We start from the raw sequence: 25079 nt of genomic DNA, 5'->3' as shown, positions 1-25079 counted from the left end.
CGCACTGGCCGCTGCCCTCGCAGGCCGCTCTGTGGCACCCTACACGCCCTTACGAACGGTCATCCCTGGGGTTGCGGCACGGTGGAGCACGAAACGAGTCCGGGGCTCCCGAACACCACCGCGAAGCCCGCGTTCTACGCGACCCTGCTCCGGCGCATCGGCGGCCCGCTGCTGTCGGTCGGCTTGCTGTGCTTGGCGCTCTGGGCGCTGCACGCCATGTCCAGCGAGGTCACCTACCGGCAGATCGCCGGCTACGTGCACTCCCTTTCCGACGGCGACATCGCCCTGGCCGTGCTGCTGACCGCGGCAGGCTACGCCGTGATGACGCTCTACGACTGGTTCGGCCTGGCCAGCATCGGCCGCCGGCTGCCGGCCAGGCGCGTGGGCCTGATCTCCTTCATCAGCTATGCCTTCTCCAACGCCCTGGGCATGTCGCTGCTGGTCTCGGGCTCCATCCGCTACCGCTTCTACGTGCAGGCCGGCCTTTCCACCGGGGAGGTGGGGCGCGTGGTCCTCTACACCACGCTGAGCTTCTGGCTGGGGCTGGCCGCGCTCACCGGCGTCACGCTGTTGCTGGTGCCGATCCCCGCCGACATCCCGTTCGCGAACCTTCGCATCCCGCTGGCGATCGTGCTCGCCCTGGTGCCGGCGGGCTGGATCGCCATGGCGCTGACGATGCGCCGCCCCCTGCGGATCGGCCGCTGGGCGATGGCCGCGCCCGCGCCGGTGGTGGCCGTGCGGCAGGTGCTGATCGGCGCGCTCGACTGGGGGCTGGCCGCCGGCGTGCTCTACGTCTTGATGCCCGAGGCCATCGTGGGCGGCTTCGGGCACTTCCTCGCCATCTTCGTGCTCGCCCAGATGGCCGGTCTCATCAGCCACGTGCCCGGTGGGCTGGGCGTGTTCGAAGCGGTGATGCTGGCCGGCTTCGGCGCCACCGGCAACGAGGGTCTTGAAGCGCCCATCCTCGGCGCGCTCGCCGCCTATCGCCTGGTGTACTACCTGCTGCCACTGGCCGCCGCCACGCTGATGGTGATCTGGCGCGAGGTGCGCGCCCTGCGCCACGCCACGCTGGTCAGCCCCTGGTTCAGCGCCGTGCTGCCGCCGTTCTTCGCCGGCCTCACCCTGGTCTGCGGTGCCGTGCTGCTGTTCTCCGGCGCCACCCTGGCGATCCCCGGCCGCATGGACATCCTCCGCGGCTTCGTGCCGTTGCCCTTGGTGGAAGCGGCGCATTTCCTCTCCAGCGTGGTGGGCATGCTTCTGCTCATCCTCGCCCGCGGCCTCCAGCGGCGGCTCGATGCCGCCTACGTGCTGACCCTGGTGATGCTCGTTCTCGGCGCGGTGTTCTCGCTGCTCAAGGGCATCGACTACGAGGAAGCCTCGCTGCTGTGCCTGCTGGCCCTGGCCCTCGCGCCGGCGCACCGCCACTTCTATCGCCGCGCCTCGCTGTTCCGCGCCACCTTCTCGCCCGGCTGGGTGCTGGCCATCGCCGCCGTTTTCGGCTGCGCCACCTGGCTGGTGTTCTTCAGCTTCAAGCACGTGGAATACAGCAACAACCTCTGGTGGGAGTTCAGCTTCCGCCACGGTGGCGCGCCTCGCGCCCTGCGTGCGCTGGTCGGCGCCGCCGCCGTGGTGATGCTGTTCGCGCTGGCCAACCTCATCCGCCCCGAACGCCCACGCCGCGCGCGTCCGGGCGAAGAGGAAATGGCCCGGGCGATGCCCTTGCTGAAGACCTTCGATTCGGCGCAGGCCCACCTGGCCCTCGTCGGCGACAAGACGCTGATGTTCGCCCCCGACGATCGCGCCTTCCTCATGTACGACATCGAGGGCCGCAGCTGGGTGGCCATGGGCGACCCGGTGGGCGAGGACGAGGACGCGCGCCGCGAACTGGTCTGGGCGTTTCGCGAGGCCTGCGAACGCGCCGGAGGATGGCCGCTGTTCTACCAGGTGCGCCCGGCCGACCTCGACCTCTACCTCGAAGTGGGCATGAACCTGCTGAAGATCGGCGAGGAGGCCCGCGTGCGCCTGGAGACCTTCAACCTCGACGGCAAGTCGAAGAAGACCCTGCGTGGCACCGTGAACAAGCTATCCCGCGACGGCCTGCGCATGGAGGTGGTGCCGGCCGAGCGGGTGCCCGCCCTGCTGCCTCGGCTGAAGACGATCTCCGACGCCTGGATGCGCGACAAGAAAGTGCGCGAGAAGCGTTTCTCCCTGGGCCTTTTCGACGAGCGTTACCTGGCCCGCACGCCCATGGCGGTGGTCTGGCAGAACGACGAGCCGGTGGCCTTCGCCAACATGTTCCTCACCACGTCGAAGGAAGAAGCCTCCGTCGACCTCATGCGCCACCTGCCCGAAGGCCCCGCCGGCATCATGGATTTCCTGTTCATCGAACTGATGGTCTGGGCGAAAGCCGAGGGCTATCGCTGGTTCAACCTCGGCATGGCGCCCCTGTCGGGCCTGACCAACCGACGTACCGCGCCGCTGTGGAGCCGCTTCGGCGCCATGGTGTTCGGCCGCGGCGAGCGCTTCTACAACTTCCGAGGGCTGCATCGTTACAAGGACAAGTTCGATCCCGAGTGGGAGCCGCGCTACATCGCGGTGGGCGGCGGCATCGCGCTGCCGCTGGCACTGGCCAACGTCGCCAGCCTGATCTCAGGCGGCCTGGGCGGAGTGGTGCGCCGGTGAGGAAGATCCTTCGTTACGTCCTGCTCGGCCTGGGCCTGGTCCTCGCCGTCGGCTTGCTGGCCTGGCATCCCTGGACGCGCGCGTCGCTGGAAGTTTCCACCGTCGAACTGCCGGCGCTGACGTCGCCCCCGAAGGGCCAGGAAGACCTGCTGGTGGTGATCTACTCCGGCGACGGCGGCTGGTGGGACCTCGACCAGCGCCTGGGCGCCGTGTTCACCCAGCGCGGCGTGCCGGTGGCCGGCATCAGCACCTTCAAGTACTTCTGGCGATACCGTTCGCCCGAGGAATCCGCGCACGACCTCGACCGGTTGCTCGACAAGTACACCGCGCAGTGGCAAAAGCGTCGCGTTCTCCTGATCGGTTATTCGTTCGGTGCCGACGTGCTGCCGACCATCGTGGAAGGCATCCGGCCGGACAATCGCGCCCGCCTGAGCCAGCTCGTGCTGCTCTCGGGAAGCCGCGACGTGAACTTCGAGATCGAGCTCGAGGGCTACATGAAGCAGGGCTGGTGGACCACGCACACCCATAATCTCCTGCAATGGATCAACCCCGTCGTGCACACCGACGCGATGCCGCCCATCGAGCGGCTGGGCGGCAAGCCGCCGATGGCCTGCTATTACGGCGAGGAAGACGCCGACGACAGCGTCTGCACCGATAGGCGCCTGCCCGCCTTCGTCACGGTCTACAAGAAGCCCGGCTCGCACCACTTCGACGAGAACTACGAGCGGTTGGCCACCGAGCTGATCCAGCGCATGCCCGACAACGCCTCCACGTCGCCTTAACGCGTACGCGAGGTCGGCGGGCGAAGGCCTTGTCACGGAACCTTCACCGCGGCGCCACCGTAAATTTCCCTATTCGGTATCACGCTGCTCGTTCGGGAGGGAACGGCAGAGGATCCGACCATGCAGAGAGAACCCGGAAAACGCGATTACGGCACCTCGGACTGCGCGCAGCTGCGCAGCCTGGCCAGCCGCGGCACACCGCCGCCCCCGACGGCCAAACCGGCACCGCGCGAGGTGCCCCAGGCACGCCATCCGTCCCGTCCCGGGACTCGTCGCGTCCCGGCTTGATGGCGATTTTGAGGAACATCTCCTCTTATCAGGCAAAGTTTGCCGATTTTTAAGAATCCTCCTATATCCGTCGGGCACGCGCGTGCGGGAGATAACGTCCATGCTCCGGACGGTCACCCGGCCACCGGGGCAGCGAATCGCCGATGACCGATCCGACGGCAGGATGCCGTCCGTCCCTAGTGCCAGGATCGATCCCCCCTTCATCGGCGATAACGCCGCGCCGGCTTCGCCGGGCCGCGTTATGTGGCTTGCCACTTGACCAAGGGACGGTCGCCATGGCCCTCCGCGTGAGCGCGAGGGCCATGTTTTTTGCCAGCGGAACCGCGCTCGTCATCGTCGTAGGCGATCTTGACTGTGAACTCCGACCAATCTTGACGCACGGCATTTCGGTGTGTAGGTTAAATGAAGGACACATGAAACGCTGATTTACCGCGCTCATGTCAGGGATTAGGGGAATGGGCAGGTATGCTTTTTAGACAAGAAGTCTTGGCAGCGCGAGCACAACCGCTTCATGCCGTTGTCATTCGTCCTCCTCGATTAGGCTGGGCGCTTTTTGCCGCAAGCGTGCTCTGCTTGGCGTTCACCGCCGTCATCCTCGTTTCGTTCCACTACACCCGTCGTGAACAGGCGGCGGGATGGCTTGTGCCGATCGGAGGCCTCGCCAACGTCGTAGCACCCGCTCAAGCGAGCATCGTCAATATCTTGGTTGCGGACGGCTCGCATGTACATGCTGGAGATGCCCTCCTCATCCTGTCGAGCGAGCGGGAAAGCCTCGAGCATGGAGGCATGTACGCGGAAGCATCGCTGCAACTCGCCGACAAGCGGGCATCCCTGATAGCCGACGCACGTATCCAGCCAGACGAAGCGCAACGTAAAAAGGCGCTCTTTCGCGAAAAAATCGCGCTCCTAGAAGGCCAGGCCGAGGCTATACGCCAACAACTCGCCTTGGAAAAGGGCCCCTCCGAGACTGCTCGCGACCTGTATGCTCAATGGAAGATATCAGCGAACAAGGGATTTATCAGCAAGGCTCAACTCGCACAGCAAGGGGACGTCGTCCTCCAACATGAGTCGAAAGAACGAAGCCTGCAACAGCAAGGACTCGCACTCGATCAACATATTGCTGAGGCCCGTTCCGAACTGGCCGGAATCGATATGGAAACGGAACGTAGCATCCGGGACATCAAGCGAAGGATCTCTGATATAGATTCGTCGTTATCAAGTAACGCAGCCGCGCGCCAGACCGTTCTTCGCGCGCCCAACGACGGATTGATATCCACTGTGCTGGTCCACGCCGGCCAATCGGTGTCCGAACATCAACTGCTTCTCACGCTGCTTCCTGGAAAAGCAATCCTTCAAGCTGAGCTATGGCTGCCGAGCAGGGCCATCGGCTTTCTCGAAGCCGGCGCGCAGGTACGACTCCGCTATGAAGCCTACCCATACCAGAAATTCGGAATCCAGACGGGCCGCGTAGCGACGATCGCCAGAAGCGCTGTTCCCGCGCCCGACATCAACCGGCAAAACGGGCAAGAGTTCAAGGAAGCGCGGTATAGAGTCTTGGTGACCCTGGATAGGCAAACCATTGTCACGTACGGGCACGATGAACCATTGAAACCCGGCATGGCGATCGACGCCGACATCACTTTAGACCGCCGCCGTCTCATCGAGTGGATGTTTGAGCCCTTCCTTGGATGGCGAAGCCAATGGACCAACGCAGAAAGAAAGGTGTCGGCCCATGGCTGATGGTCAACGTGAGTCGGCGAGTCGCGGGCGTGATATTCGCCTTGTGCTGCAGACCGAGGCAACCGAATGCGGGCTCGCGTGTCTGGCGATGATCTCAAAGTACCACGGCCACGATATTGAACTCCCCCAGCTTCGGCGGCTTTACGGAACCTCGCTTCGCGGCAGCACCTTGATGGGCATGGTCCAGATAGCCGCCGCGTTGACGTTCGACGCAAGACCTATGCGTGCCGAACTCGACTACCTCCCGACGTTGAGCGAACCATGCATTCTGCACTGGGACATGAATCATTTCGTGGTATTGAACCGTTGCGCCCGAGGCAAGGCGGATATTTTCGACCCCGCGCGTGGCCGGGTTCGAATGAGCTTCGACGAGATGAGCCGTCATTTCACGGGCATAGTGCTGGAGATAAAGCCTTCACCAAGCTTCAGGGCAACAAAAGGCACGGCTAAGCGCATCTCCCTGCGCGGCTTGCTCGGCAAGATGCAAGGTCTGAAGCGATCTATGCTACAGATATTCGGACTCGCACTCGCTATCGAGATACTCGCGCTCGCGCTGCCGTTCCAGCTGCAGTGGGTCATGGACCAGGTAATCGGGACAAGCGATCGTGGCCTGCTCGTCGCCATTGCCATCGGCTTCGGCTTGGCCGCATTACTTCAGCTCGTGCTTTCCATTGGCAGATCTTGGCTCATTAGTTGGTTGGGAGCCACTATCCAGATGCAGTGGACGCACAACCTCTTCAGCCATCTCCTTGAACTGCCACTGGACTTTTTCCAGAAGCGCCACATTGGCGACGTCGTATCACGCTTCAACTCATTGCAGTCCATACAAACGACGCTGACCGGTGGATTCGTCGAGGCGATCCTTGATGGAGTTTTCGGCCTGCTCACGTTGGCGATCCTAGGTCTCTACAGTCCATCGCTAACTGGCACAGTCGTCGCCTTTATGCTCGCCTATGCCGCTCTTCGTGTCCTCGCATATCGCACATCCTGGCGGCTCGGCGAGGAACGGCTCGTACATAGCGCACGGCAACAAACCGAATTGATGGAGTCGGTCAGAAACATTCAGGCAATCAAGATTGCGAACAAGCAAAACCTAAGGATTCGTCGCCTCGACGACGCCGTCAATCAAGCGGCCCTTAGGGATATCGCAGTACAACGATTCGACATGGCTTTCGGTGCGGTGAATCGCGGCCTCAATGCATTGCAACGCATCATGGTCATCACGTTGGGAGCCCGCCTGGTGGTGAAGAATCAGTTCTCACCCGGTATGTTCGTTGCCTTCGTTGCATATTCCGACCAGTTCGGAACCAAACTTGCCGGATTCATCGACAAGCTCGTCGAATTCCGCTTTCTCGATCTCCACAAGGATCGAATCGAGGATATCGCCCTCGCTGAGGCCGAAGCCGACCAGTACGCCACACATTCGACGCCCGAACCACTAGCTTCGATCGAAGCGCGCAACCTCTCGTTCCGCTACGCCGAAAGCGAACCATGGGTCTTTCGCAACCTCAACTTCACCATAGAAGCCGGTGAGTCCGTCGCAATCACGGGACCATCGGGATGCGGCAAGTCCACATTGGCCAAGATCCTTCTTGGCTTACTCCAACCCACGGAGGGTAGCGTACTTGTTGGAGGCGTGGACGTGCGACATCTTGGACTGCGGCGCTACCGGGAAATGGTCGCCTCCGTGATGCAGGATGATCACCTTTTCGCCGGATCGATCGCCGACAACGTCACCTTTTTCGACGAAAGCCCCAACGCAACGCTTGAGCACATCGCCACAGCATGCATGCGGGCCGAGATTCACGACGACATCATTCATATGCCGATGGGCTATGAATCATTGGTAGGGGATATGGGATCCATGTTGTCAGGCGGACAGCGGCAGCGCGTGATCCTAGCCAGGGCGCTATATCGTCAGCCGTCGATCCTCCTGCTGGATGAAGCCACGAGCCACCTCGACGAAGATCGGGAATGCCGGATTAATCGACTGATCAGCACACTCGACATGACGCGCATCGTGATAGCCCATAGACCAAGCACGATAGAAAGCACTGATCGGATCATATCGCTTATGTCAGCGACGTAATCGCACACGTCCGCTAGACGAACGCATTCCGGCACGGTGCCGGGATTACCAAGGAGAAAGAAGATGGAAAACCAGAACGTTGTTGAAGTGGTCCGCCCGCTCGGCCGCCAGTTGGCCCACGAGCTCTCGGCCGAAGAAATCAACCAGGTTTCCGGCGCTCTGCAGAAGGTCAGCAAGACCGTCTGCGCCGGCGTCTCGTCGGGTGGCGACGCTGGCGTCGACGCAGGTATCGACTGGTAATAAGCAAAGGAGACGGGCGCGCTATTACGCGCCCGTCTTTCATCATTCGCCTTTCTGCTGGGAAGCCTCCATGAGATCCATACTGATCGTATCGTCTCCTGCCGACCTCCACTCGGTGTGCATCGCATGGATGCTCCGTAGGAGAGGGTGCCGAGTGTCATTTCTCGATACCACCAGCCATGAATCGAGCGAGCACTATAGCTACCTCCTCACATCGATGGATGAAGAGACGATTCGGTTGGACGGCATGGAACAACCGGATGTCGTCTGGCGACGCAGGATCTATCCACGCGACCCGAATCCGCGAGTGCACGCATCCGATCGTCGTTTCGTAGAGGGGGAATTGAGGCAGTTCGAACGATCGATACTTGAACTCATTCACCATCGAGGTGGAGCGCACTGGGTCAATCCCCCAACAGGTGCGGCGCTGGCCGAAAACAAACTCCTACAGCTTCGGATCGCCGCGAAAGCAGGTGCGATCATTCCCGTCACGCTCGTTTCCCGTGACCCGGTGGAAGTAAAGGCTTTCATTTCCGAGCACGGCGCTGTCGTCGTCAAGCCGCAAATTGGGCATTTCTGGATCAATGATGGCGAAGTCGCATTTCAGACTCAGGCGAGCATCGTCAGCCCGTCAACACCATTGGATGATGATGCGATTCGGGTCTGCCCCATGATATACCAGGAAAAAATCAAGAAAGTCGCCGATATCCGCGTCGTCAAGATGGGAGATAGCTGTACCGCCATTCGAATGGAGCAACCGACTGCCGGCGATGCTCGGATCGACTCGCGACTCAACATGTTTCATCCGGAAATGCGGGCCTCCGCTTTCCCGGTGTGTGCCCGCATTAAGGCCATCATGGATGCCATGTGCGACCAACTTGGCATTGTCTATGCGAGTTGCGATTTTGCACAGACCTCAGAAGGCGACCTTGTATTTCTCGATCTAAATCCCGCGGGACAATTTATGTTTCTCGAATCGTTCGTCCCTTCCATTCCAATCATGCATCAGTTCACGAATTTTCTGATCGGCAAGAAGGATGATAGGCGCGTTCTCACCATCGACGATTTTACAAAAAGCGACGAATATCGATATTGGGAGGCGCATCTAAGTGTTGGCTATGGTAACGCCTACCGGCCATCCCATGTCATATCGGAAGAGGTGGCATGATGGTTTCAAGGCTCGTCGTGCTTTCCGCGCTCGCTGCTTTTGCATCCCCGATCCTCCATGCGGCCACGCTCACCAGCCAGCGACCTCCGTCCGCTGATGAAGTCTTGAGCGGCTACGAAAGGAGCCCTCTGGAATTTCAGAAGCGTTTCGCCGCATGGTGCGAGGATGCCAATCATGCCGATGACGATGACTGCATGACTTATGGCGATGTCGCGACGTGGGCCGGCCACTACGCCAATACCCCCGTCGAAGTCGTTCCTCCCGTCGCGCTTCCTGGCTCCGGCAGTGGTTTCACCATCTCAAGTGCGATTACAGCCATCCCCGAATGGACGGAAAGGCAACGCGTGGTGATTTTCAACGAGGTCCACGATCATCCGGAAACTCGCCTTCTCCCATTGGAGCTACTTCCTGTCTTGCGCAAGCAGGGATTTGATACGCTGGCTCTCGAAGCGTTGAGTGTGGGCGACGGCGCATTGGGATCACGCGGCTACCCCGTCTATAAAAGTGGCTATTACACGCGAGAACCGATCATGGGACGTCTTGTGCGTGAGGCATTACGACTCGGCTTCAAGGTAACCGGCTACGACGTCACCAGCGACCGGCAACTGGACGTTGCATCCCGCGAGGAAGCCCAGGCCGAGAACCTTGCGAACAGAGTGCGCGACGGAGGCGGCCACCGGGTTGTCGTCCTTGCAGGTCTCGCCCATGCGTATAAGCGGAAGGGTGGCTATCTGCAGGGACAGGAGCCGATGGCAGCCCGTCTCGGTCAAAAACTGGGGTTCACGCCTTTCGTCATCGATCAGGTTTATGCCTTCGATGGGGCGACGGGTCGCACGATGCCTGGCAACGGACTGTTCGTGCTTCAAAAAAACGGCAAGCCCTGGGCGGCCGAACCGGCCCAATTCGACGTATCCATCATAGGCCACGTACAGCGCTCCGGTCCCGCACGGGATGGCTGGGCCACACTGGCGCCGTCCGAGCGACTGGTGCACATCACCGCGGCCCCTTGCGGAAGCGATCCTTGCCTCGTACAGGCGTATCGCAAAGGCGACGTCGCCACGGCCGTGCCGCTGGATGCCAGCATGACCCAGGGCAAGAAGGACATCACCTTGTTGCTTCCCTCGGGCGGGATCGAGGTGCGCTATATCGGCACGCGAGGTAAAGCCATCAAGGTCGTTCCGTTGTCTCGGTGACATGCCCGCGCTTGGCATTGTCATCGCGAGTGCTTTAGGCTCTCGCGATGGGTTGCCTACCAATTCCCGTTTTCGCGCTGCTGGGCTGCGGCATCGGATACCTCGTCGACGATAGGGTCGGCTCGCTCTTTGGAGCTGGCATTGGACTGCTGCTGGGATTGCTAGGTACCGCAATGGTCTTCCTCGCCATGCGACGGGCGAATCGCGGCTAGCTTTTCCGTCCGAAAAATACGGACACGCCCAGTCCCGCCCGCACCGAGGGCCCGTGGCTTCCGACCCGATGCAACACGTAAGCGTCCAACTGCGCGTGGTCGCCTATCGTATAGGCGAGCCCACCGCCAGCCTGCACCTCGTTGCCGTCCTCAGCGTCGTGAATGGCATCCATCTCCACGTATCCCATCCAGTTTTCGCCGAACGTGCGGCCGAAGGTCGGGGCGAGCGTCCAGGTATTCCGGCCCTTCAGGCGGTCGAGGTTGGCGTAGAGCGTATTCTGGTGATCCTGGTCGGGCTTCCACTGCATCGTGCTGCCCAGGCTGTACTGGCGCGCGCCGTTGCCGAAGTCTTCGTCGCCGTTGGCGAAGGTCACTTGGCCCAAGGCCGCCCAGGTGAAGCTCCCGTCGCCGTCGGTGCCTGAAGGCGCGTACTTGAGCGCGACGCTGGTGTCGCCGTGACCCACGGCATGACGACGCGTGCCGCCGCCGCGCTCCTCGAGCCGGTTCCATGCCGAGCCGCCGAGCTGGCCTTCCCAGGCACCGCCCAGACCGACGCGGATCAGGCTGTCGGCGGTGTAGGTGCGATCGAGCAGGCCGTCCTGGCGTAGGCGTTCGTAAGTGGGCAGGCCCTGTTCGAGCGCGAGCGTGCCGACGGGGAGCACCGACGTGGCGAAGCCGGCGCCGGGACGATCGAAGTCGGGCGGATCGGCGAGGGCGACCGCGGGAAGGGCGGCGAGCGCGAGGAGGGCGAGGCGTGTTTTCATGCGGTCATTCTTCGCATGAACTGTCGTTTTGACGTGTAGTGTCGGGCGAAGGCCGGACGCCTCGCCGTAGGCACCGGCCTGCGGCGATGAATCGGGTTGTCGCGACTACGGCGCCTTCGCCATCGGAAAACTCTCGGGCAATTCGATCTTCGCCTCACCTTCGAAATCCACCGCCGTGCGGCCGAGCTTCAACGTGTAGCTCCCGGCGCCGATGCGCCAGCGTCGCCCCGCGTCGTCCCAGCGCGCCAGCGCCAGCGGTTCCAAGGGAATATCGACGCGGCGGCTCGCTCCCGGATCGAGCGTGAGCTTCGTCCAGCCGGCGAGGCGGCGCGTGCCGCCGGACGGGCCCGTGACGTAGATCTGCGGCACGTCGGAGGCCGCGACCTTGCCCGTGTTCTTCACGGTGAGGTGGGCGACCGGGCGACCCGACGGATCGGTGTCCACGCTGAAGCCGTCGTAGGCGAAGCTGGCGTAGGTGAGGCCGTAGCCGAACGGGAACAGCGGCTCCTTGCCGGTCTTCTCGTACCAGCGGTAGCCGACGTCGGCGCCCTCGATGTTGTAGTCGATGCGTTCGGCCGGCGCGCCGCTGGCGGGCAGGCCCGCGCCCTGGATGACCGGCCGCGGCAACTGCGACTCGTCCTTGGGCCAGCTCAGCGGCAGGCGGCCGCCGGGCGACACCTTGCCGTACAGCAGGCGGGCGATGGCGTCGCCGCCGCCCGAGCCCGGGTACCACGCCTGCAGCACGGCACCGACGTGATCGAGCCAGGGCATCTTCACCGGGCCATTGGTTTCCAGCACCACGACCGTGCGCGGATTGGCCTTGGCCACGGCCTCGACCAGCGCGTCCTGCCCGTCGGGCAGCGCGAGGTCGGGCGTGTCGAAGGATTCGGCCGCCCACTTGGTCACGAAGACGATCGCCACGTCGGCGGCCGCGGCCGCTTTCGCCGCGGCGGCAGGGTCGGTACCCGGATCGAACGTGGCCTTTTCCGCCATCGGCCGGATGAACGCGAGCGGCGCCGACGGGTGGTATTTCACCGGACCCGGCCAGGTCGTGGGCTGCAGGCCGGTCACCGGATCGCCGGAGAGGTCGGTGACCAGCGACGATCCGCCGCCGGCCAGCACGCCCTTGTCGGCATGGCCGCCGATCACCGCCACTGACTGGCCCTTGCCGGCCAGGGGGAGCAAGCCGGCCTCGTTGCGCAGCAGCACCGCGCCGGCTTCCTCGGTATCGCGGGCCACGTCGCGATCGGCCGCGACGTCGATCTTCCCGACCTTCGGCGGCTCGTCGATCACGCCGTGGGCGAACAGGCTGCGCAGGATGCGGCGGGCCATGTCGTCCAGCCGTTCCTTGGGAAAGCTTCCGTCGGCCAGTGCGGCGCGCAGCGGCTTGTCGAAAAAGACCTCGCTGTCGAAGGCTTCCGCGGCCGATTCCTGGTCGAGCCCGGCCAGCGCCGCCGTGGCGCCACTGTGCGCACCGCCCCAGTCGGACATCACGAAGCCACGAAAGCCCCACTCGCCCTTGAGCACGCGGTTGAGCAACCAGTCGTTCTCGCCCGCCCAGGTGCCGTTGACCTTGTTGTACGACGACATGACCGAACCGGGATCGCCCTTGGCGATGGCCAGCTGGAACGCCAGCAGGTCGGATTCGCGCATGGCCACCGGATCGAGTTCGGCGCTATGCGAATTGCGGCCGGTCTCCAGGTCGTTGACGGCGAAGTGCTTCACCGTGGCGACGAGGCGGTTGTCCTGCACGCCCTTCACCGCCGAACCCACCAGGGTGCCCGCGAGCACCGGGTCCTCGCCCGCGTATTCGAAGTTGCGGCCGTTGCGCGGATCGCGCGCGATGTTGACGCCACCGACCAGCATCACGCCGAAACCGCTGTCGCGCGCCTCGCCACCGATCATGCGTCCACCCGCCCGGGCCACGGCGGGATCGAAACTGGCGGCGGTGGACAGCCCGGCGGGCAGCGAGATGCCGCCCTTGCCGGCGTAGGCCGGACGCGCGACGCCCAGGCCGGCGTCGGTCTCCTGCACCACGGGAAGGCCCAGGCGCGGAATCCCCGGCATGTAGCCCGCGCCACCGAGCGCGCCTTCGGGCGGCGTGGCTTCCTTCTCGTTTTCCTTTCTGCCGAATTTGGAGTGGATGAGCGCGAACTTTTCGTCGTCGCTTATCGCCGCCACCACCAGTTCGGCGCGCTTGTCGGCCGACAGTGAGCGATCCATCCAGGGCCTGTCCGGCGCCGTGGCGGCCGCGGCGGTACCGGCGAGGCCGATGGCGACGGCGAGGGCGGTGGGGCGCAGGATGGAGGGCATGGGCGCGGCTCGATCGGGAAAAGCAGAACCTTGGCGCCGTAACGTTTTTATCGCAACCCTCGAGACCGTGAAGGGTTACCCTCGATGCTTGCCGGGGAGCGTTTTCGCCCCCATCTAAGTGGTTCAATGAATTCACAAAAGTCGATGCCGCTCGCCGCCTTCCATCCCGCCGTGGCCGCCTGGTTCGAGGCCACGTTCCCCGCGCCCACCGAGGCGCAGGTGGCGGCATGGCCCGCCATCCGCTCGGGGCGCGATACGTTGGTGGCCGCGCCGACCGGCTCGGGCAAGACGCTGACCGCCTTCCTGTCGGCCATCGATGCGCTGGTCCGCGAGGGCGTGCGCGACGGGGGGCTTCCCGATCGCACCACCGTCCTCTACGTCTCGCCGTTGAAGGCGCTGTCCAACGACATCCGCATCAACCTCGAGGCCCCGCTGGCCGGCATCCGCGACGAACTGCGCAAGCAAGGCCTGCCCGACGTGGAAATCCGCACCGCCGTGCGCACGGGTGACACGCCCTCGTCCGATCGCGAGCGCATGCGCAAGCGGCCGCCGCACATCCTCGTGACCACGCCCGAATCGCTCTACGTGCTGCTCGGCTCCGCGTCCGGCCGCGCCATGCTCGGCCACGTGCGCGAGGTGATCGTCGACGAGATCCACGCCGTCGCCGCGAGCAAGCGCGGCAGCCATCTGGCCGTGTCGCTCGAACGGCTCGCCTCGCTCGCGCCGCGGCGCATCGTGCGCATCGGCCTGTCGGCCACGCAGAAACCCATCGCGAAGGTCGCCGCCTTCCTCACCGGTCGCGAAAGCGCCGACTGCGCCATCGTCGACATCGGCCACGCGCGCCAACGCGACCTCGCGCTCGAGGTGCCGCCCGTGCCGCTGGAAGCGGTGATGTCCAACGACATGTGGGAGCTGGTCTATAACCGCCTCGCCAACCTCGTGGAGCAGCACCGCACCACGCTGGTGTTCGTGAACACGCGGCGCATGGCCGAGCGCGTGGCACGCCATCTCGCCGACCGCCTCGGCAACGACGCCGTCACCTCGCACCACGGCAGCCTGTCGCGCGAGCAGCGCCTCGACGCGGAGCAACGGCTCAAGCACGGCAAGCTGCGCGCGCTCGTCGCCACCGCCTCGCTGGAACTGGGCATCGACATTGGTGACGTCGACCTCGTCTGCCAGATCGCCTCGCCACGCTCCATCGCCGCCTTCCTGCAACGCGCCGGCCGCGCCGGCCACGCCGTGGGCGGCACGCCGAAGGCACGCCTGTTTCCCACCTCGCGCGACGACCTGGTCGAATGCGCGGCCCTGCTCGACTGCGTGCGTCGTGGCGAACTCGACACCCTCATCATCCCGGACGAGCCGCTCGACGTGCTCTCGCAGCAGATCGTGGCCGAGGTCTCCTGCCAGGAATGGGACGAAGACGCGCTGTTCGATACCTTCCGCCGCGCGTGGCCATACCGCGACCTCAAGCGCGACACCTTCGACGAAACCGTCCGCATGCTGGCGGACGGCTTCACCACGCGCGTGGGGCCGCGCGGTGCGTACATCCACCGCGACGCGGTGAACCGCCGCCTGCGCGAGCGCCGCGGCGCGCGGCTCGCGGCGGTCACCTCCGGCGGCACCATCCCCGAAACCGGCGACTACGCCGTGCTGCTCGAACCGCAGTCGGTCACGGTCGGCACGGTGAACGAGGATTTCGCCGTCGAGAGCAACGCCGGCGACATCTTCCAGCTCGGCAACCGCTCGTATCGCATCATCCGCGTGGAAACCAACCGCGTGCGCGTGGAAGACGCCCAAGGCCAGCCGCCGAACATTCCGTTCTGGCTGGGCGAGGCGCCCGGCCGCACCGACGAACTCTCCGAAGGCGTATCGCGCCTGCGCCAGCACATCGACGCCTGCCTGGAAGAGGGCGGACGGGACGCCGCGCTCGCCTGGGCGACGGGTGAACTGTCGCTGTCGAAGGCCGCGGCGGAGCAGATCGTCGATTACCTCTTGCGTGCACGCGCTGCGCTCGGCGCCTTGCCCACCCGCGACACCGTGGTGTTCGAGCGCTTCTTCGACGAATCCGGCGGCAGCCAGCTCATCATCCATACCCCCTTCGGCAGCCGCATCAACAAGGCCTGGGGGCTGGCGCTGCGCAAGCGTTTCTGCCGCAAGTTCAACTTCGAACTTCAGGCCGCGGCCACCGAAGACGCCATCGTGCTGTCGCTCTCCACCAGCCACAGCTTTCCGTTGGAGGACGTGGGGCGCTACCTCAACTCGAACACCGCCGAGCACGTGCTCGTGCAGGCGCTGCTCGACGCGCCGCTGTTCGGCGTGCGCTGGCGCTGGAACGCCACCACCTCGCTCGCCTTGCCACGCTTCACCGGCGGACGGAAGGTCGCACCGCAGTTGCAGCGCATGAAGGGCGAAGACCTGCTCGCCACGGTCTTCCCCGACCAGGTGGCCTGCGCGGAAAACCTCGTCGGCGAACGTGAGGTGCCCGACCATCCGCTGGTCAACCAGACCCTGCGCGACTGCCTGCACGAGGCGATGGACGTCGACGGCCTGCTCGCCTTGCTGCGACGCATGGAATCGGGCGACATCCGCGTGGTGGCGCGCGATCTCGCCACGCCGTCGCCGCTGGCCGCCGAAATCCTCAACGCCTCGCCGTATGCCTTCCTCGACGATGCGCCGCTGGAAGAGCGTCGCACGCAGGCCGTGCAGTCGCGGCGCTGGAACGACGCGGAAACCGCCGACGACCTCGGCCGCCTCGACGCCGAGGCCATCGACGCGGTGCGCGTGGAGGCGTGGCCCGAAGCGCGCAACGTCGACGAGATGCACGAGGCGCTGATGCTGCTCGGCGCGGTCACGCCCGGCGAAGCGCGCGACAACGCCGGTTGGGCGAAGCTGCTCGGCGCGCTCGCCAAGGACGCCCGCGCCACCTTGCTTACCCACGGGGGCACCGCGCTGTGGGTCGCCGCCGAACGCCTGCCCGCCTGGCAGGCCATCCACGACGGCCTGTCGATGCAGCCGCCCATCGCGGCACCCGCCGAATACGCCGCGCAGGCGTGGACGCGCGAAAGCGCGCTGGTCGACGTGGTGCGTGGCCGACTCGGCGGCCTGGGCCCCGTACCGGCCCAGGCGCTGGTCGACTCGCTCGGCGTCGACGCTCTCGACATCGAACTCGCCCTGGGCGCGCTGGAAACCGAAGGCTACGTGATGCGCGGCCCGTTCACGCCCGGCACGACCGAGGTGGAGTGGTGCGAGCGCCACCTGCTCGCACGTATCCACCGTTACACCATCGGCCGGTTGCGTCGCGAGATCGAACCGGTGGCGCCGCGCGATTTCCTCCGCTTCCTGCTGGATTGGCAGCACGTCACGCGCGGCACGCAGGTGTCCGGGCCCGATGCGCTCGCCGGCGTGATCGCCCAGCTCGAAGGGTTCGAGGCGGCGGCGGGCGCGTGGGAATCGGAGCTGCTGCCTTCGCGCGTGTCGGACTACGGCATCGGCTGGCTCGACGATCTCTGCCGCGCGGGCCGCGTCGTCTGGAGCCGCCTGCGACCGGGCACGGGTACGGGCGGCCCGGTGCGGGCCACGCCCATCGTGTTGCTGCCGCGCAGGCAGTTGCCCGTCTGGTCGTCGGTGGCTCCGGCCGCTTCCGACGAAGTGAAGCTGTCGTCGCGTGCCCAGGCGGTGGCGGATACGCTGCGCGACGAAGGCGCGCTGTTCTTCGACGAACTGGCGACCGCCACGCGCCTGCTGCGCTCCGAACTGGAAGACGCGCTCGGCGAGTTGGTCGCCGCCGGCCGCGCCACCGCCGACAGCTTCGCGGGATTGCGCGCCCTGTTGTTGCCCGCATCCAAACGCGGCAACGGTCGGCACCGTCGCACGCAACGCCACATGCTCAACGGCATCGAGGACGCGGGCCGCTGGTCGCTCGCCCGCCGGCCGCGCGAAGACCGCAACGATGCCGATGCGCTGGAACACGTCGCGCGCACGCTGCTGCGCCGGTACGGCGTGGTGAGCTGGCGCATCCTCGAGCGCGAGGCCGCCTGGCTACCCGCGTGGCGCGACCTGCGTCGCGTGTATCACCGCCTGGAGGCGCGCGGCGAGATCCGCGGCGGCCGTTTCGTCGACGGCCTGGTCGGCGAGCAGTTCGCCCTGCCTGAAGCGCTCGCGGCGCTTCGGCAGATACGTCATCGCGAGCACGACGGCGAGATCGTCTGCATCGCGGGCACCGATCCGCTCAACCTCGTCGGCAGCATCGTGGTCGGTTCGAAGGTACCGGCCACGATCGGCACGCGCATCGCCATCCGCGACGGCATGCCGCTGGGCGCGATGGTGGCGGGGAAGTTCGTGACGATGATGGCGCTGGAGGCGGAGGAGGAGAGGGCGGTGCTGGGGGCGTTGCAGCGCCGGGCGGATATGCGGGCGCCGGTTTACCGATAGCGTCCTGCGTCGTCGCTTCGTCTGCTTTCGCCGATACGATCGGCTCCCACCCTTCGGTAGGCATCTCGTCGAAATCATGCCGCCGATGGGCCCACGCCTTCAGGCAGCCATCTCGTCGAGACCTTGCTACCGAAGCGGGGAGCCGATTCGCCGATACGATCGGCTCCCACCCTTCGGTAGGCATCTCGTCGAAATCATGCCGCCGATGGGCCCACTCCTTCGGGCAGCCATCTCGTCGAGACCTTGCTACCGAAGCGAGGAGCCGATTCGCCGATACGATCGGCTCCCACCCTTCGGTAGGCATCTCGTCGAAATCATGCCGCCGATGGGCCCACGCCTTCGGGCAGCCATCTCGTCGAGACCTTGCTACCGAAGGGGTGGGAGCCGATCGTATCGGCGAATCGGGCCACCTCAGCGCAATTGGATATCCGCGATCACCCACATCTTCGGCCCCGGCTTGCCGGTGATCACGAAGCACAGGTCGTGCGTTCCCTCGCGCTTGGGCAACACGCCTTGCAACGTGGCGCGCCGGTCCTTGGCCTTGGACAGGTCGATGGTGGCCAGCTTCGGACCGTCGCAGGTGTCCTGGTGGATCTCGATCTCGCCCGCGCGTGAACGCGACTTGCGCGACACGACGTTCTTGGCCGCCTTCCACAGCGCGTAGTTGTACGGAAGACGATCGACGGTGATCGCCGCGCCGTAGCGCCCGTCCAACGGCACGTTCTTCCAGACCCAGCAGGTATTCATGATGTCGGCCTTGTAGATCGGCCGCACGCCGTCGACCATCTCCGGCGCCTCGATGCGCAACGGGAGATCGTCGGTGCAGGTGTCCAGTTGCACGCTCGTGCGATGCAAAAGCGACTTCGCGTCGATCGCCTCCTCGCGCACGCCGGCCAGCCCGAAGCCGCCTTCGAACGTGTTGGCCTTGACGGTGGTAGGCAGGCTCACGTCGAACGGTGCGGTATAGGCCGTCGATTGGGGGGTCGGCGTGCTTCCGTCGGTGGTGTAACGCACCGTGCCGTAGCCGGTCTGGCTGGACAACGTCACGCGCGCGCCGTCCTTGCCCGCGGGGGCGACGGAGATCGCGACGGCGAACGCGCTGTCGGCGGGGATGATCCCGGCCGAGCGATAACGCGCCATCTGCACGGGCAGGCGCGCGAGGAAGTCGTTCCAGTCGGCGCGCGGCGACCAGGTGCGCTCGGCGAGCGCGGCCATGCGCGGGAACGTCGCGTGCTGGATGCGATACCAGTCGTGCATGTGCTCGGTGAACAGCGTCGCCTCGGCGCCCAGCACGTGCTCGGCCTTATCGGCGCCGATGCCCGGCACCATGGGGTCGAAGTCGTAGAGCGTTTTCAACGTCTCGTCCGACGGACGGCCCGGCGGCTCGTCGGGGAGACTGGACTGCACGCGGTCGAGATACAGGACGGGCGAGGGCGCCAGTACCACGTCGTGACCGGCGTTGGCGGCCTTGATCGCGCCCTCGGTGCCGCGCCAGGACATCACCGTGGCGCTCGCCGGCACCTTGCCGTCGAGGATCTCGTCCCAGCCGATCAGGCGACGGCCATGCTTGTCGAGGTAATCGCCGATGCGGGCGATGAACCAGCCCTGCATTTTTTCCTCGTCGTCGATGCCCAGCTTCTTCATGCGCGCCTGCACCGCCTTGGAGCGCTCCCATTCGTCCTTCGCGGCCTCGTCGCCGCCGACGTGGATGTACGACGAGGGGAAGATCTCCATCACCTCGTCGAGCACGTCCTGGAGGAACACGAACGTGGCGTCGTCGGTGTTGAACAGGGCCGTGTTGACGCCCCAGTCGGACGACACCTTCTTGGGTTTGCCCGTGCCGTACTGCGGATAGGCGGCCACGGCGGCCTGCGCGTGCCCCGGCATCTCGATCTCGGGTACCACGGTGATGTGCCGCTCGGCGGCATAGGCCACGATCTGCTTCGCGTCGTCCTTGGTGTAGAAGCCGCAGTAGCTGTCGCCGCCGGCCGTATCCGATCCCACCGCCTTGCGGCACGAGCCGACCTCGGTGAGCTTGGGATATTTGTCGATCTTCAGGCGCCAGCCCTGGTCGTCGGTGAGATGCCAGTGGAAGGTATTGAGCTTGTGCATCGCCATCTGGTCGATCAGGTGCTCGATGTCGTGCACCGACTGGAAGTGGCGGCTGGAATCGAGCATCAGGCCACGCCAGGCGAAGCGCGGCGCGTCGACGATGTGCACGCCCGGCACGCCGTTCTGCGAGGCGGGATCGGTCAGCAGCTGCCAGTAGGTGACCGCGCCGTAGAACAGGCCGGTTTCATCGTTGGCGGCGATGCGCACGCCCTTGGCGTCGACGTCGAGCGTATAGGCCTCGTGGCCCTTGACGGTGGATCGGGTCGCCAGCGAAATGCCCGCACCCGGCTTGCCCTCGACGATGGCGGGCGCGAAACCGCGCGCCTGGCGCACCCATCCCTGCAATTGCCCGGCCACGCGTTTCGCCGCCGTGTCGCCCGGGGCCACGACGATGGGCGTCTTCGCGTCGATGCGGTAATGGCCCGGCGCGCGGGTGAGTTGCGCGGGCATGGGAATCAACGAGAGCGGCGTCGTGTCGACGGGGCCCCCGGCTTGCTTCGGCGCCTGGGTGGCGCAGGCGGACAGGCCCAGGAGGAGGGCGACGAGGAGGGTGCGGCGCATCGGGATTCCCTGTGTTTCGAAAGCTCGAACGTGAAACGTAAGGGGTGGATGGCGGATCGTAAAGTGCTTAGGTGACGATGCGTACGTGCCCCTTTCGCGAAAACCGGCCTCAAGGCGCTGGGTTCCTGCGTGCGCAGGAACGACGGGTCATGGCAGCGCGCGTCACGTATCCCCCTCACGTCGTCCCTGCGTACGCAGGGACCCGATGCGGGGCAAAAGGTCTTCGCGACCACACACCCACAAAAAAAAGCGGGCCCGGAAAGCACATCGCCGGGCCCGAGGGGAATGAAGCTTCGAGGGGTGTGGCGGCCGTCCGTGGCCGCGTATCCATGACGCGTCGTCAGAGGTCGAAATGCACCGAAGCCATGTAGCGACGGCCCGTGGTGTACCTGGCGACCGGCAACGACTTGGTGCCGATGTACTGCTTGTATTCCTCGTTGGTCAGGTTCATGCCCGCGAGGGTGAACGAGACCTTGTCGTTGAGCTTGTACCCCAACGTGGCGCCGAGATCGGCGTAGTCGTCGGTGGTGGCCGGCGGCGCACCGGCGACGTAGCCACCCGCCAGGTACTTGCTGCGCCAGTTGTACGTGATGCGGGCACTGAAGGCGCCCATTTCGTAGTACGGGCTGAGCGAGTAGGCATTCTTCGAGTTGTACGGCAGCGCGCCGCCCGCATCGAGGGTGCCCTTGGCATAGGTGTAGTTGGCGGTCACGCCGAAGCCGGTTTCGCCGAACGCCTGCTGGTAGCTGAGGCTGCCGCCCCGGATCTTGCCCGAGCCGACGTTTTCCGGACGGCTCACGTCGTAGGTGCAGAAGCCGTCGGCCGTGCACAGGCCCGCGGCGAGCTGCGAGGCGAACGTGGCCGGATCGGTCGAGGTGGCGGAGTTGAAGTGACGCTCCTGGACCACGTCCTGGAACACGTAGTCGTCGACCTTCTTGTAGAAGCCGGTGAGGGCCAGGTACGACTGCGGCGCGAAGTACCACTCGGCGGACAGCGAGAAGTTCTTCGACTTGTACGGCTTGATGTTCGCGTTGCCGCCCGCGCCGGTCAGCACGGTGTCGTTGAGGAACAGGTTGTTCACCTGCAGGTTGTACGGCGCGCGGGCGATCACCTTGGCCGCCGCGAAGCGCAGCACCACGTCTTCGGCGAGATCGTAGGCGACGTTGAGCGAGGGCAACCAGTTCTTCGTGGTCTGCGAGGCCTTCACGTACGTACCCGCCGGCGCCGGCAGCACGGGCGCGCCGAGGTAGTTGTAGCCGTAGCCGTCGGTCTTGGTGTCGACGTAACGGATGCCCACGTTGCCGTGGAAATCGCCGCCGGCGAAGTTCGCCTGGGCGTAGGCCGCGTTGGTCTTCTCGATGATCTTGAACGTGCCGTTGAGGAACGTGCCCGGATCCTCGTTACCGCCGTTGGTGCTGCGCACCCAGGCGTACTGCGCATCCGGGTCGGGCATGATGTGGCTGGCCGCGCCGTCCCACAGGCCCACGCCGCTGAGGTTCGTGTAGCCCGAGGTACCCAGGTCGGCGAGCGAGATGGGCGCGTTGGGGCCGTACACGTGGGCGTTCATCGCTTCCTCGTGGCGATTCCAGCGGTAGCCCACCTGGATTTCGTTGACGAAGCTGTCGAAGTTCTTGCTGAAGTCGAGCTGGCCGTACGTATCGCGCGAATGGGCGTCGTAGTCGCCGTAGTTGCCCGGCCAGCCGCCGAGGCCCGGGGCGTCGCCCATGTGCCAGTTGGCCGGGTCACGCGCGGCCGCCGGGCTGTCGAAGTTGAAGCCGTGGTTGATGTCCCAGGTGTAGCCGCCACCGTAGACCGGCTCCATCACCGCCTGGGAGATGTCGTTGTTCACCGCCTTGCTGTAACCGGCGGCGCCGCTCAGGGTCCAGCTGTCGCCGCGATAGGCGGACTTCACGTCGAACGCCGAGGTGCGCACCACCGACTTGCGGATGTTGCTGTCGAAGGTGCCCTGCGCGATCGCCGGGCAACCCACGTTGTCGTTGCCGCAGACGTGGCCGCCGGTAATGACGCCGTTCGGGCCGGGCGTGAAGCTGGTGATGTTGCCCAGCGTGCCGGACGAGCCGGTGAACGGGTAGAGCGACTGGTTCCAGTTGTCGAAGTTCTCGCGGATGAACAGCGAGTTGACGTCGATGTCCCAGTTGTCGGTCGGCCGGACCTGGAAGCCCAGCGTGGCGGTGTCACGCTTGCGCTTCTGCTGGAAGTACGCCGCGTTGACTTCGTCGGGTACCTTGGCATTGGGGTCCAGCGTGCCGTTGGCGATGCCGTCGGCGACGTATGGGCTCGCGGCCCACTTCGACACGGGGCTGTAGCTGAAGATTTCCAGGCCGCGGCGATCGATCTTCTCTTCGTAATGCTGCAACGAAGCGATCATGCCGAAGGTGTTGGAGGTGTTCTTCCAGCTGTACAGCACCGAGCCGGACGGACGGCTGCCGTTGCTGGCCTGGTCGTTGTAGTTCAGGCCGAAGCTGCCGCGGACGGTGTTGGCCGGCAGGTCGAGCGGCTGCAGCGTGTGCAGCATCACCGTGCCGCCGAGGCTGCCCTCGGGCAGGCGCGCCTCGGGCGACTTGTACACTTCCAGGCGGCCGACGATCTCGGGCGCCAGCATGGTGAAGTCGAAGCCGCGGTTGGGCTGCGCACCGTACTGCCACGGCGTCTGCGAGATCGGCTGGCCGTTGAGGAAGGTGAGGTTGAGGCTGGGATCGGTGCCGTCGATCGACACGCGGTCGCCCTGGCCGAACTGGCGATCGATCACCACGCCCGGCACCTGGGTCATGGCTTCGGCCACGTTGGTGTTGGGGAACTTGCCGATGTCCTCGGCGGTGACCGCCTCGACCACGGCGTCGGCGTTGCGCTTGGTGTCGAGCGACTTCTCCAGGCTGGCGCGGATGCCCGTGACGGTCACGCCCTCGAGCTGGGCGGCCTTGGCGGCATCGGCCTTTTCCTGGGCGGTCTGGGTATGGGCGGGCTGCGTCGTGTCCTGCGCGACGGCCGTTCCGGCGATACAACACAATCCGGCGATGATGCTCGCCGTGAGCAGGTTCCTGCGATGCGACATGGTGTCCTCCCCTCAGAGGATGAATGTTTTGCGATCGATGGGGCCTTTCGACCCCGGCTTCCTAACTTGACGCGTGACGCGTTCCTTTCCCGCTCTTCAATGAGCGGTCGAACCGTGCAGGTAGAGACCGGCGGCACCGATCACACCCAACTGTCCGTGGTCCATCAGACGTACCGGCACTTGCTGGAGAAAGGCGCGCATGACGCCCTTGTTGAAAAACCTGTTGGCGAAGCTGCTGGCGAGCAGGCGGTCGCGTACCTGCGGCAGGATGCCGCCGGCGAGGTACACGCCGCCGCGCGCGCCGTAGAGCAGGGCGAGGTCGCCCACGAAACTGCCCAGTAGCCCGCAAAAGACATCCAGCGCCTCGACCGCGGCGGGATCGCTCCCGTCCAGCGCAGCGCGCGTCACGTCCGAGGGCTCGGCCAGCGTCGCGTTCGTGCCGCGCAGCGTCGAGATGGCCCGGTAGAGATTGACCAGGCCCGGGCCCGAAAGCGCCGCCTCGTACGACACGTACTCGCGACCGCGGGCGAGCTCGCGAAGGATCGCCATCTCGCGCTCGTTACCCGGTGCGAGCGAGATCTGTCCCGCCTCGGTGGGCAGCACGGTGGCGTGCGGCGAACCCGGCAACAGCACGGCGGAACCCAGGCCGGTGCCCGGCCCCATCACCAGCACCGGGCCCGTCACCGGTGCCGCGCTGGTGGGGATGATCGGCTGGGTTTCGTGGGTCTGCAGGAACTGGCAGGCGTAGGCGACGGCCTCGAAATCGTTGACCACGGCGAGGCCGGCGAGGCCGAGCGTGTTGCGGATGTCACCAATGGAGACCGACCACGGCAGGTTCTCGTTCACCACGGCATCGCCCAGCACGTAACCGGCGGACGCCACGGCGCAATGCTTCACCACGGCCTGACCGTCGAGTTGCGTCACGAAGTCCTGCAGCACGGCGGTGAGGCTCGGCCAGTCGGCACAGGCATAGCGTTCGTAACGCAACACCTCGATGCCGTTGCCGGCACGGCGCACGAGACCGATGCGGGCATGCGTTCCGCCCACGTCGGCGGCGAGGAACGCCTCCGCCTGGGACGCACGCACGATCTCCCGCTGCTTGGCCGATTCGCCCACTCGATGCTCCCCGATGATCGCCCTGACGTCGTCACGATGAAAATTCCATGACGGCTTGATTCGAGCGGAGTCTGTAAGCCGGATGACAACGTTGTCAATGGGACAAAAGGACAAGACACGCGAATTTCCGTCATGCGGCGCAATAGCCGTCATGCACGTGGTTTCAACGACTTGAGAGAAATGCCCCACTTAGATCGTGATTATTCGCGACCGCCCGCCATGCTGCGACGCAACATCGAAAGTTGGGAAGGCTGAGCTTGCCGCGCGGGGGAGCACGTATCCGCATTGACAACGTTGCGCGCACGAGTCAATAAA

The 25079-nt window shown here is 65.2% G+C and carries 13 protein-coding genes; 8 read left to right on the top strand and 5 right to left on the bottom strand.

Going from position 1 to position 25079, the window contains the following annotated elements; translation table 11 throughout:
* The first annotated feature begins 81 nt into the window (after positions 1–81).
* The 7 genes from mprF to JNG39_RS12455 all read left to right on the top strand — a co-directional run bounded on the left by mprF (position 82) and on the right by JNG39_RS12455 (position 10182).
* Positions 82–2682: a bifunctional lysylphosphatidylglycerol flippase/synthetase MprF gene (mprF, locus tag JNG39_RS12485; protein ID WP_368311763.1), complete on the top strand. Its 2601-nt coding sequence runs from the start codon at positions 82–84 to the stop codon at positions 2680–2682.
* On the top strand, positions 2679–3464 hold the full coding sequence (locus tag JNG39_RS12480; protein WP_368311762.1) for an AcvB/VirJ family lysyl-phosphatidylglycerol hydrolase: 786 nt from the start codon (positions 2679–2681) through the stop codon (positions 3462–3464). Before mprF ends, JNG39_RS12480 begins: the two co-directional genes overlap by 4 nt.
* Before the next feature lie 861 nt (positions 3465–4325).
* The gene (locus tag JNG39_RS12475) at positions 4326–5492 is read left to right on the top strand and encodes an HlyD family secretion protein (protein WP_368311761.1); all 1167 of its coding nucleotides are present in this window, start codon (positions 4326–4328) and stop codon (positions 5490–5492) included.
* Positions 5485–7581: a peptidase domain-containing ABC transporter gene (locus tag JNG39_RS12470; RefSeq protein WP_368311760.1), complete on the top strand. Its 2097-nt coding sequence runs from the start codon at positions 5485–5487 to the stop codon at positions 7579–7581. Before JNG39_RS12475 ends, JNG39_RS12470 begins: the two co-directional genes overlap by 8 nt.
* A gap of 63 nt (positions 7582–7644) precedes the next feature.
* A complete protein-coding gene (locus JNG39_RS12465) occupies positions 7645–7821 on the top strand; it encodes a hypothetical protein (RefSeq protein WP_368311759.1) in 177 nt (58 codons plus the stop codon).
* 154 nt (positions 7822–7975) lie between these two features.
* Positions 7976–8989, top strand: coding sequence for a RimK family alpha-L-glutamate ligase (locus tag JNG39_RS12460; RefSeq protein WP_368311757.1), 1014 nt, complete (start codon positions 7976–7978; stop codon positions 8987–8989).
* The gene (locus JNG39_RS12455) at positions 8986–10182 is read left to right on the top strand and encodes a hypothetical protein (protein ID WP_368311755.1); all 1197 of its coding nucleotides are present in this window, start codon (positions 8986–8988) and stop codon (positions 10180–10182) included. Before JNG39_RS12460 ends, JNG39_RS12455 begins: the two co-directional genes overlap by 4 nt.
* Before the next feature lie 208 nt (positions 10183–10390).
* On the opposite strand, the gene JNG39_RS12450 is transcribed toward JNG39_RS12455, so the two are convergent.
* Positions 10391–11158, bottom strand: coding sequence for a transporter (locus JNG39_RS12450; protein WP_368311754.1), 768 nt, complete (start codon positions 11156–11158; stop codon positions 10391–10393).
* 105 nt (positions 11159–11263) lie between these two features.
* Positions 11264–13471: a glycoside hydrolase family 3 C-terminal domain-containing protein gene (locus tag JNG39_RS12445; RefSeq protein ID WP_368311753.1), complete on the bottom strand. Its 2208-nt coding sequence runs from the start codon at positions 13469–13471 to the stop codon at positions 11264–11266.
* Positions 13472–13597: 126 nt separating this feature from the next.
* Here JNG39_RS12445 and JNG39_RS12440 point away from each other — a divergent pair, with 126 nt between their 5' ends.
* Positions 13598–17902 carry a DEAD/DEAH box helicase gene (locus tag JNG39_RS12440; RefSeq protein ID WP_368311752.1) on the top strand — a complete coding sequence of 1435 codons (4305 nt, stop codon included), beginning with the start codon at positions 13598–13600 and terminating at the stop codon, positions 17900–17902.
* 411 nt (positions 17903–18313) lie between these two features.
* Here JNG39_RS12440 and JNG39_RS12435 read toward each other — a convergent pair whose 3' ends face one another.
* From JNG39_RS12435 to glk, 3 genes are all read right to left on the bottom strand, one after another.
* Positions 18314–20575, bottom strand: coding sequence for a family 20 glycosylhydrolase (locus tag JNG39_RS12435; protein ID WP_368311750.1), 2262 nt, complete (start codon positions 20573–20575; stop codon positions 18314–18316).
* A 340-nt stretch (positions 20576–20915) separates the two neighbouring features.
* Entirely contained in the window at positions 20916–23648 is a 2733-nt protein-coding gene (locus JNG39_RS12430) for a TonB-dependent receptor (RefSeq protein ID WP_368311748.1), read from the bottom strand.
* Between the two features lie 96 nt (positions 23649–23744).
* Positions 23745–24764, bottom strand: coding sequence for a glucokinase (gene glk, locus JNG39_RS12425; protein WP_368311746.1), 1020 nt, complete (start codon positions 24762–24764; stop codon positions 23745–23747).
* Positions 24765–25079: the final 315 nt, after the last annotated feature.

Origin of the sequence: Luteibacter sp. CQ10, from assembly GCF_040900725.1 — a bacterium.
In the GTDB taxonomy this organism is placed as follows: Bacteria; Pseudomonadota; Gammaproteobacteria; order Xanthomonadales; family Rhodanobacteraceae; genus Luteibacter.
Note: the sequence above shows the minus strand (reverse complement) of the source record. Positions and strands in the feature narration are given on the sequence as shown.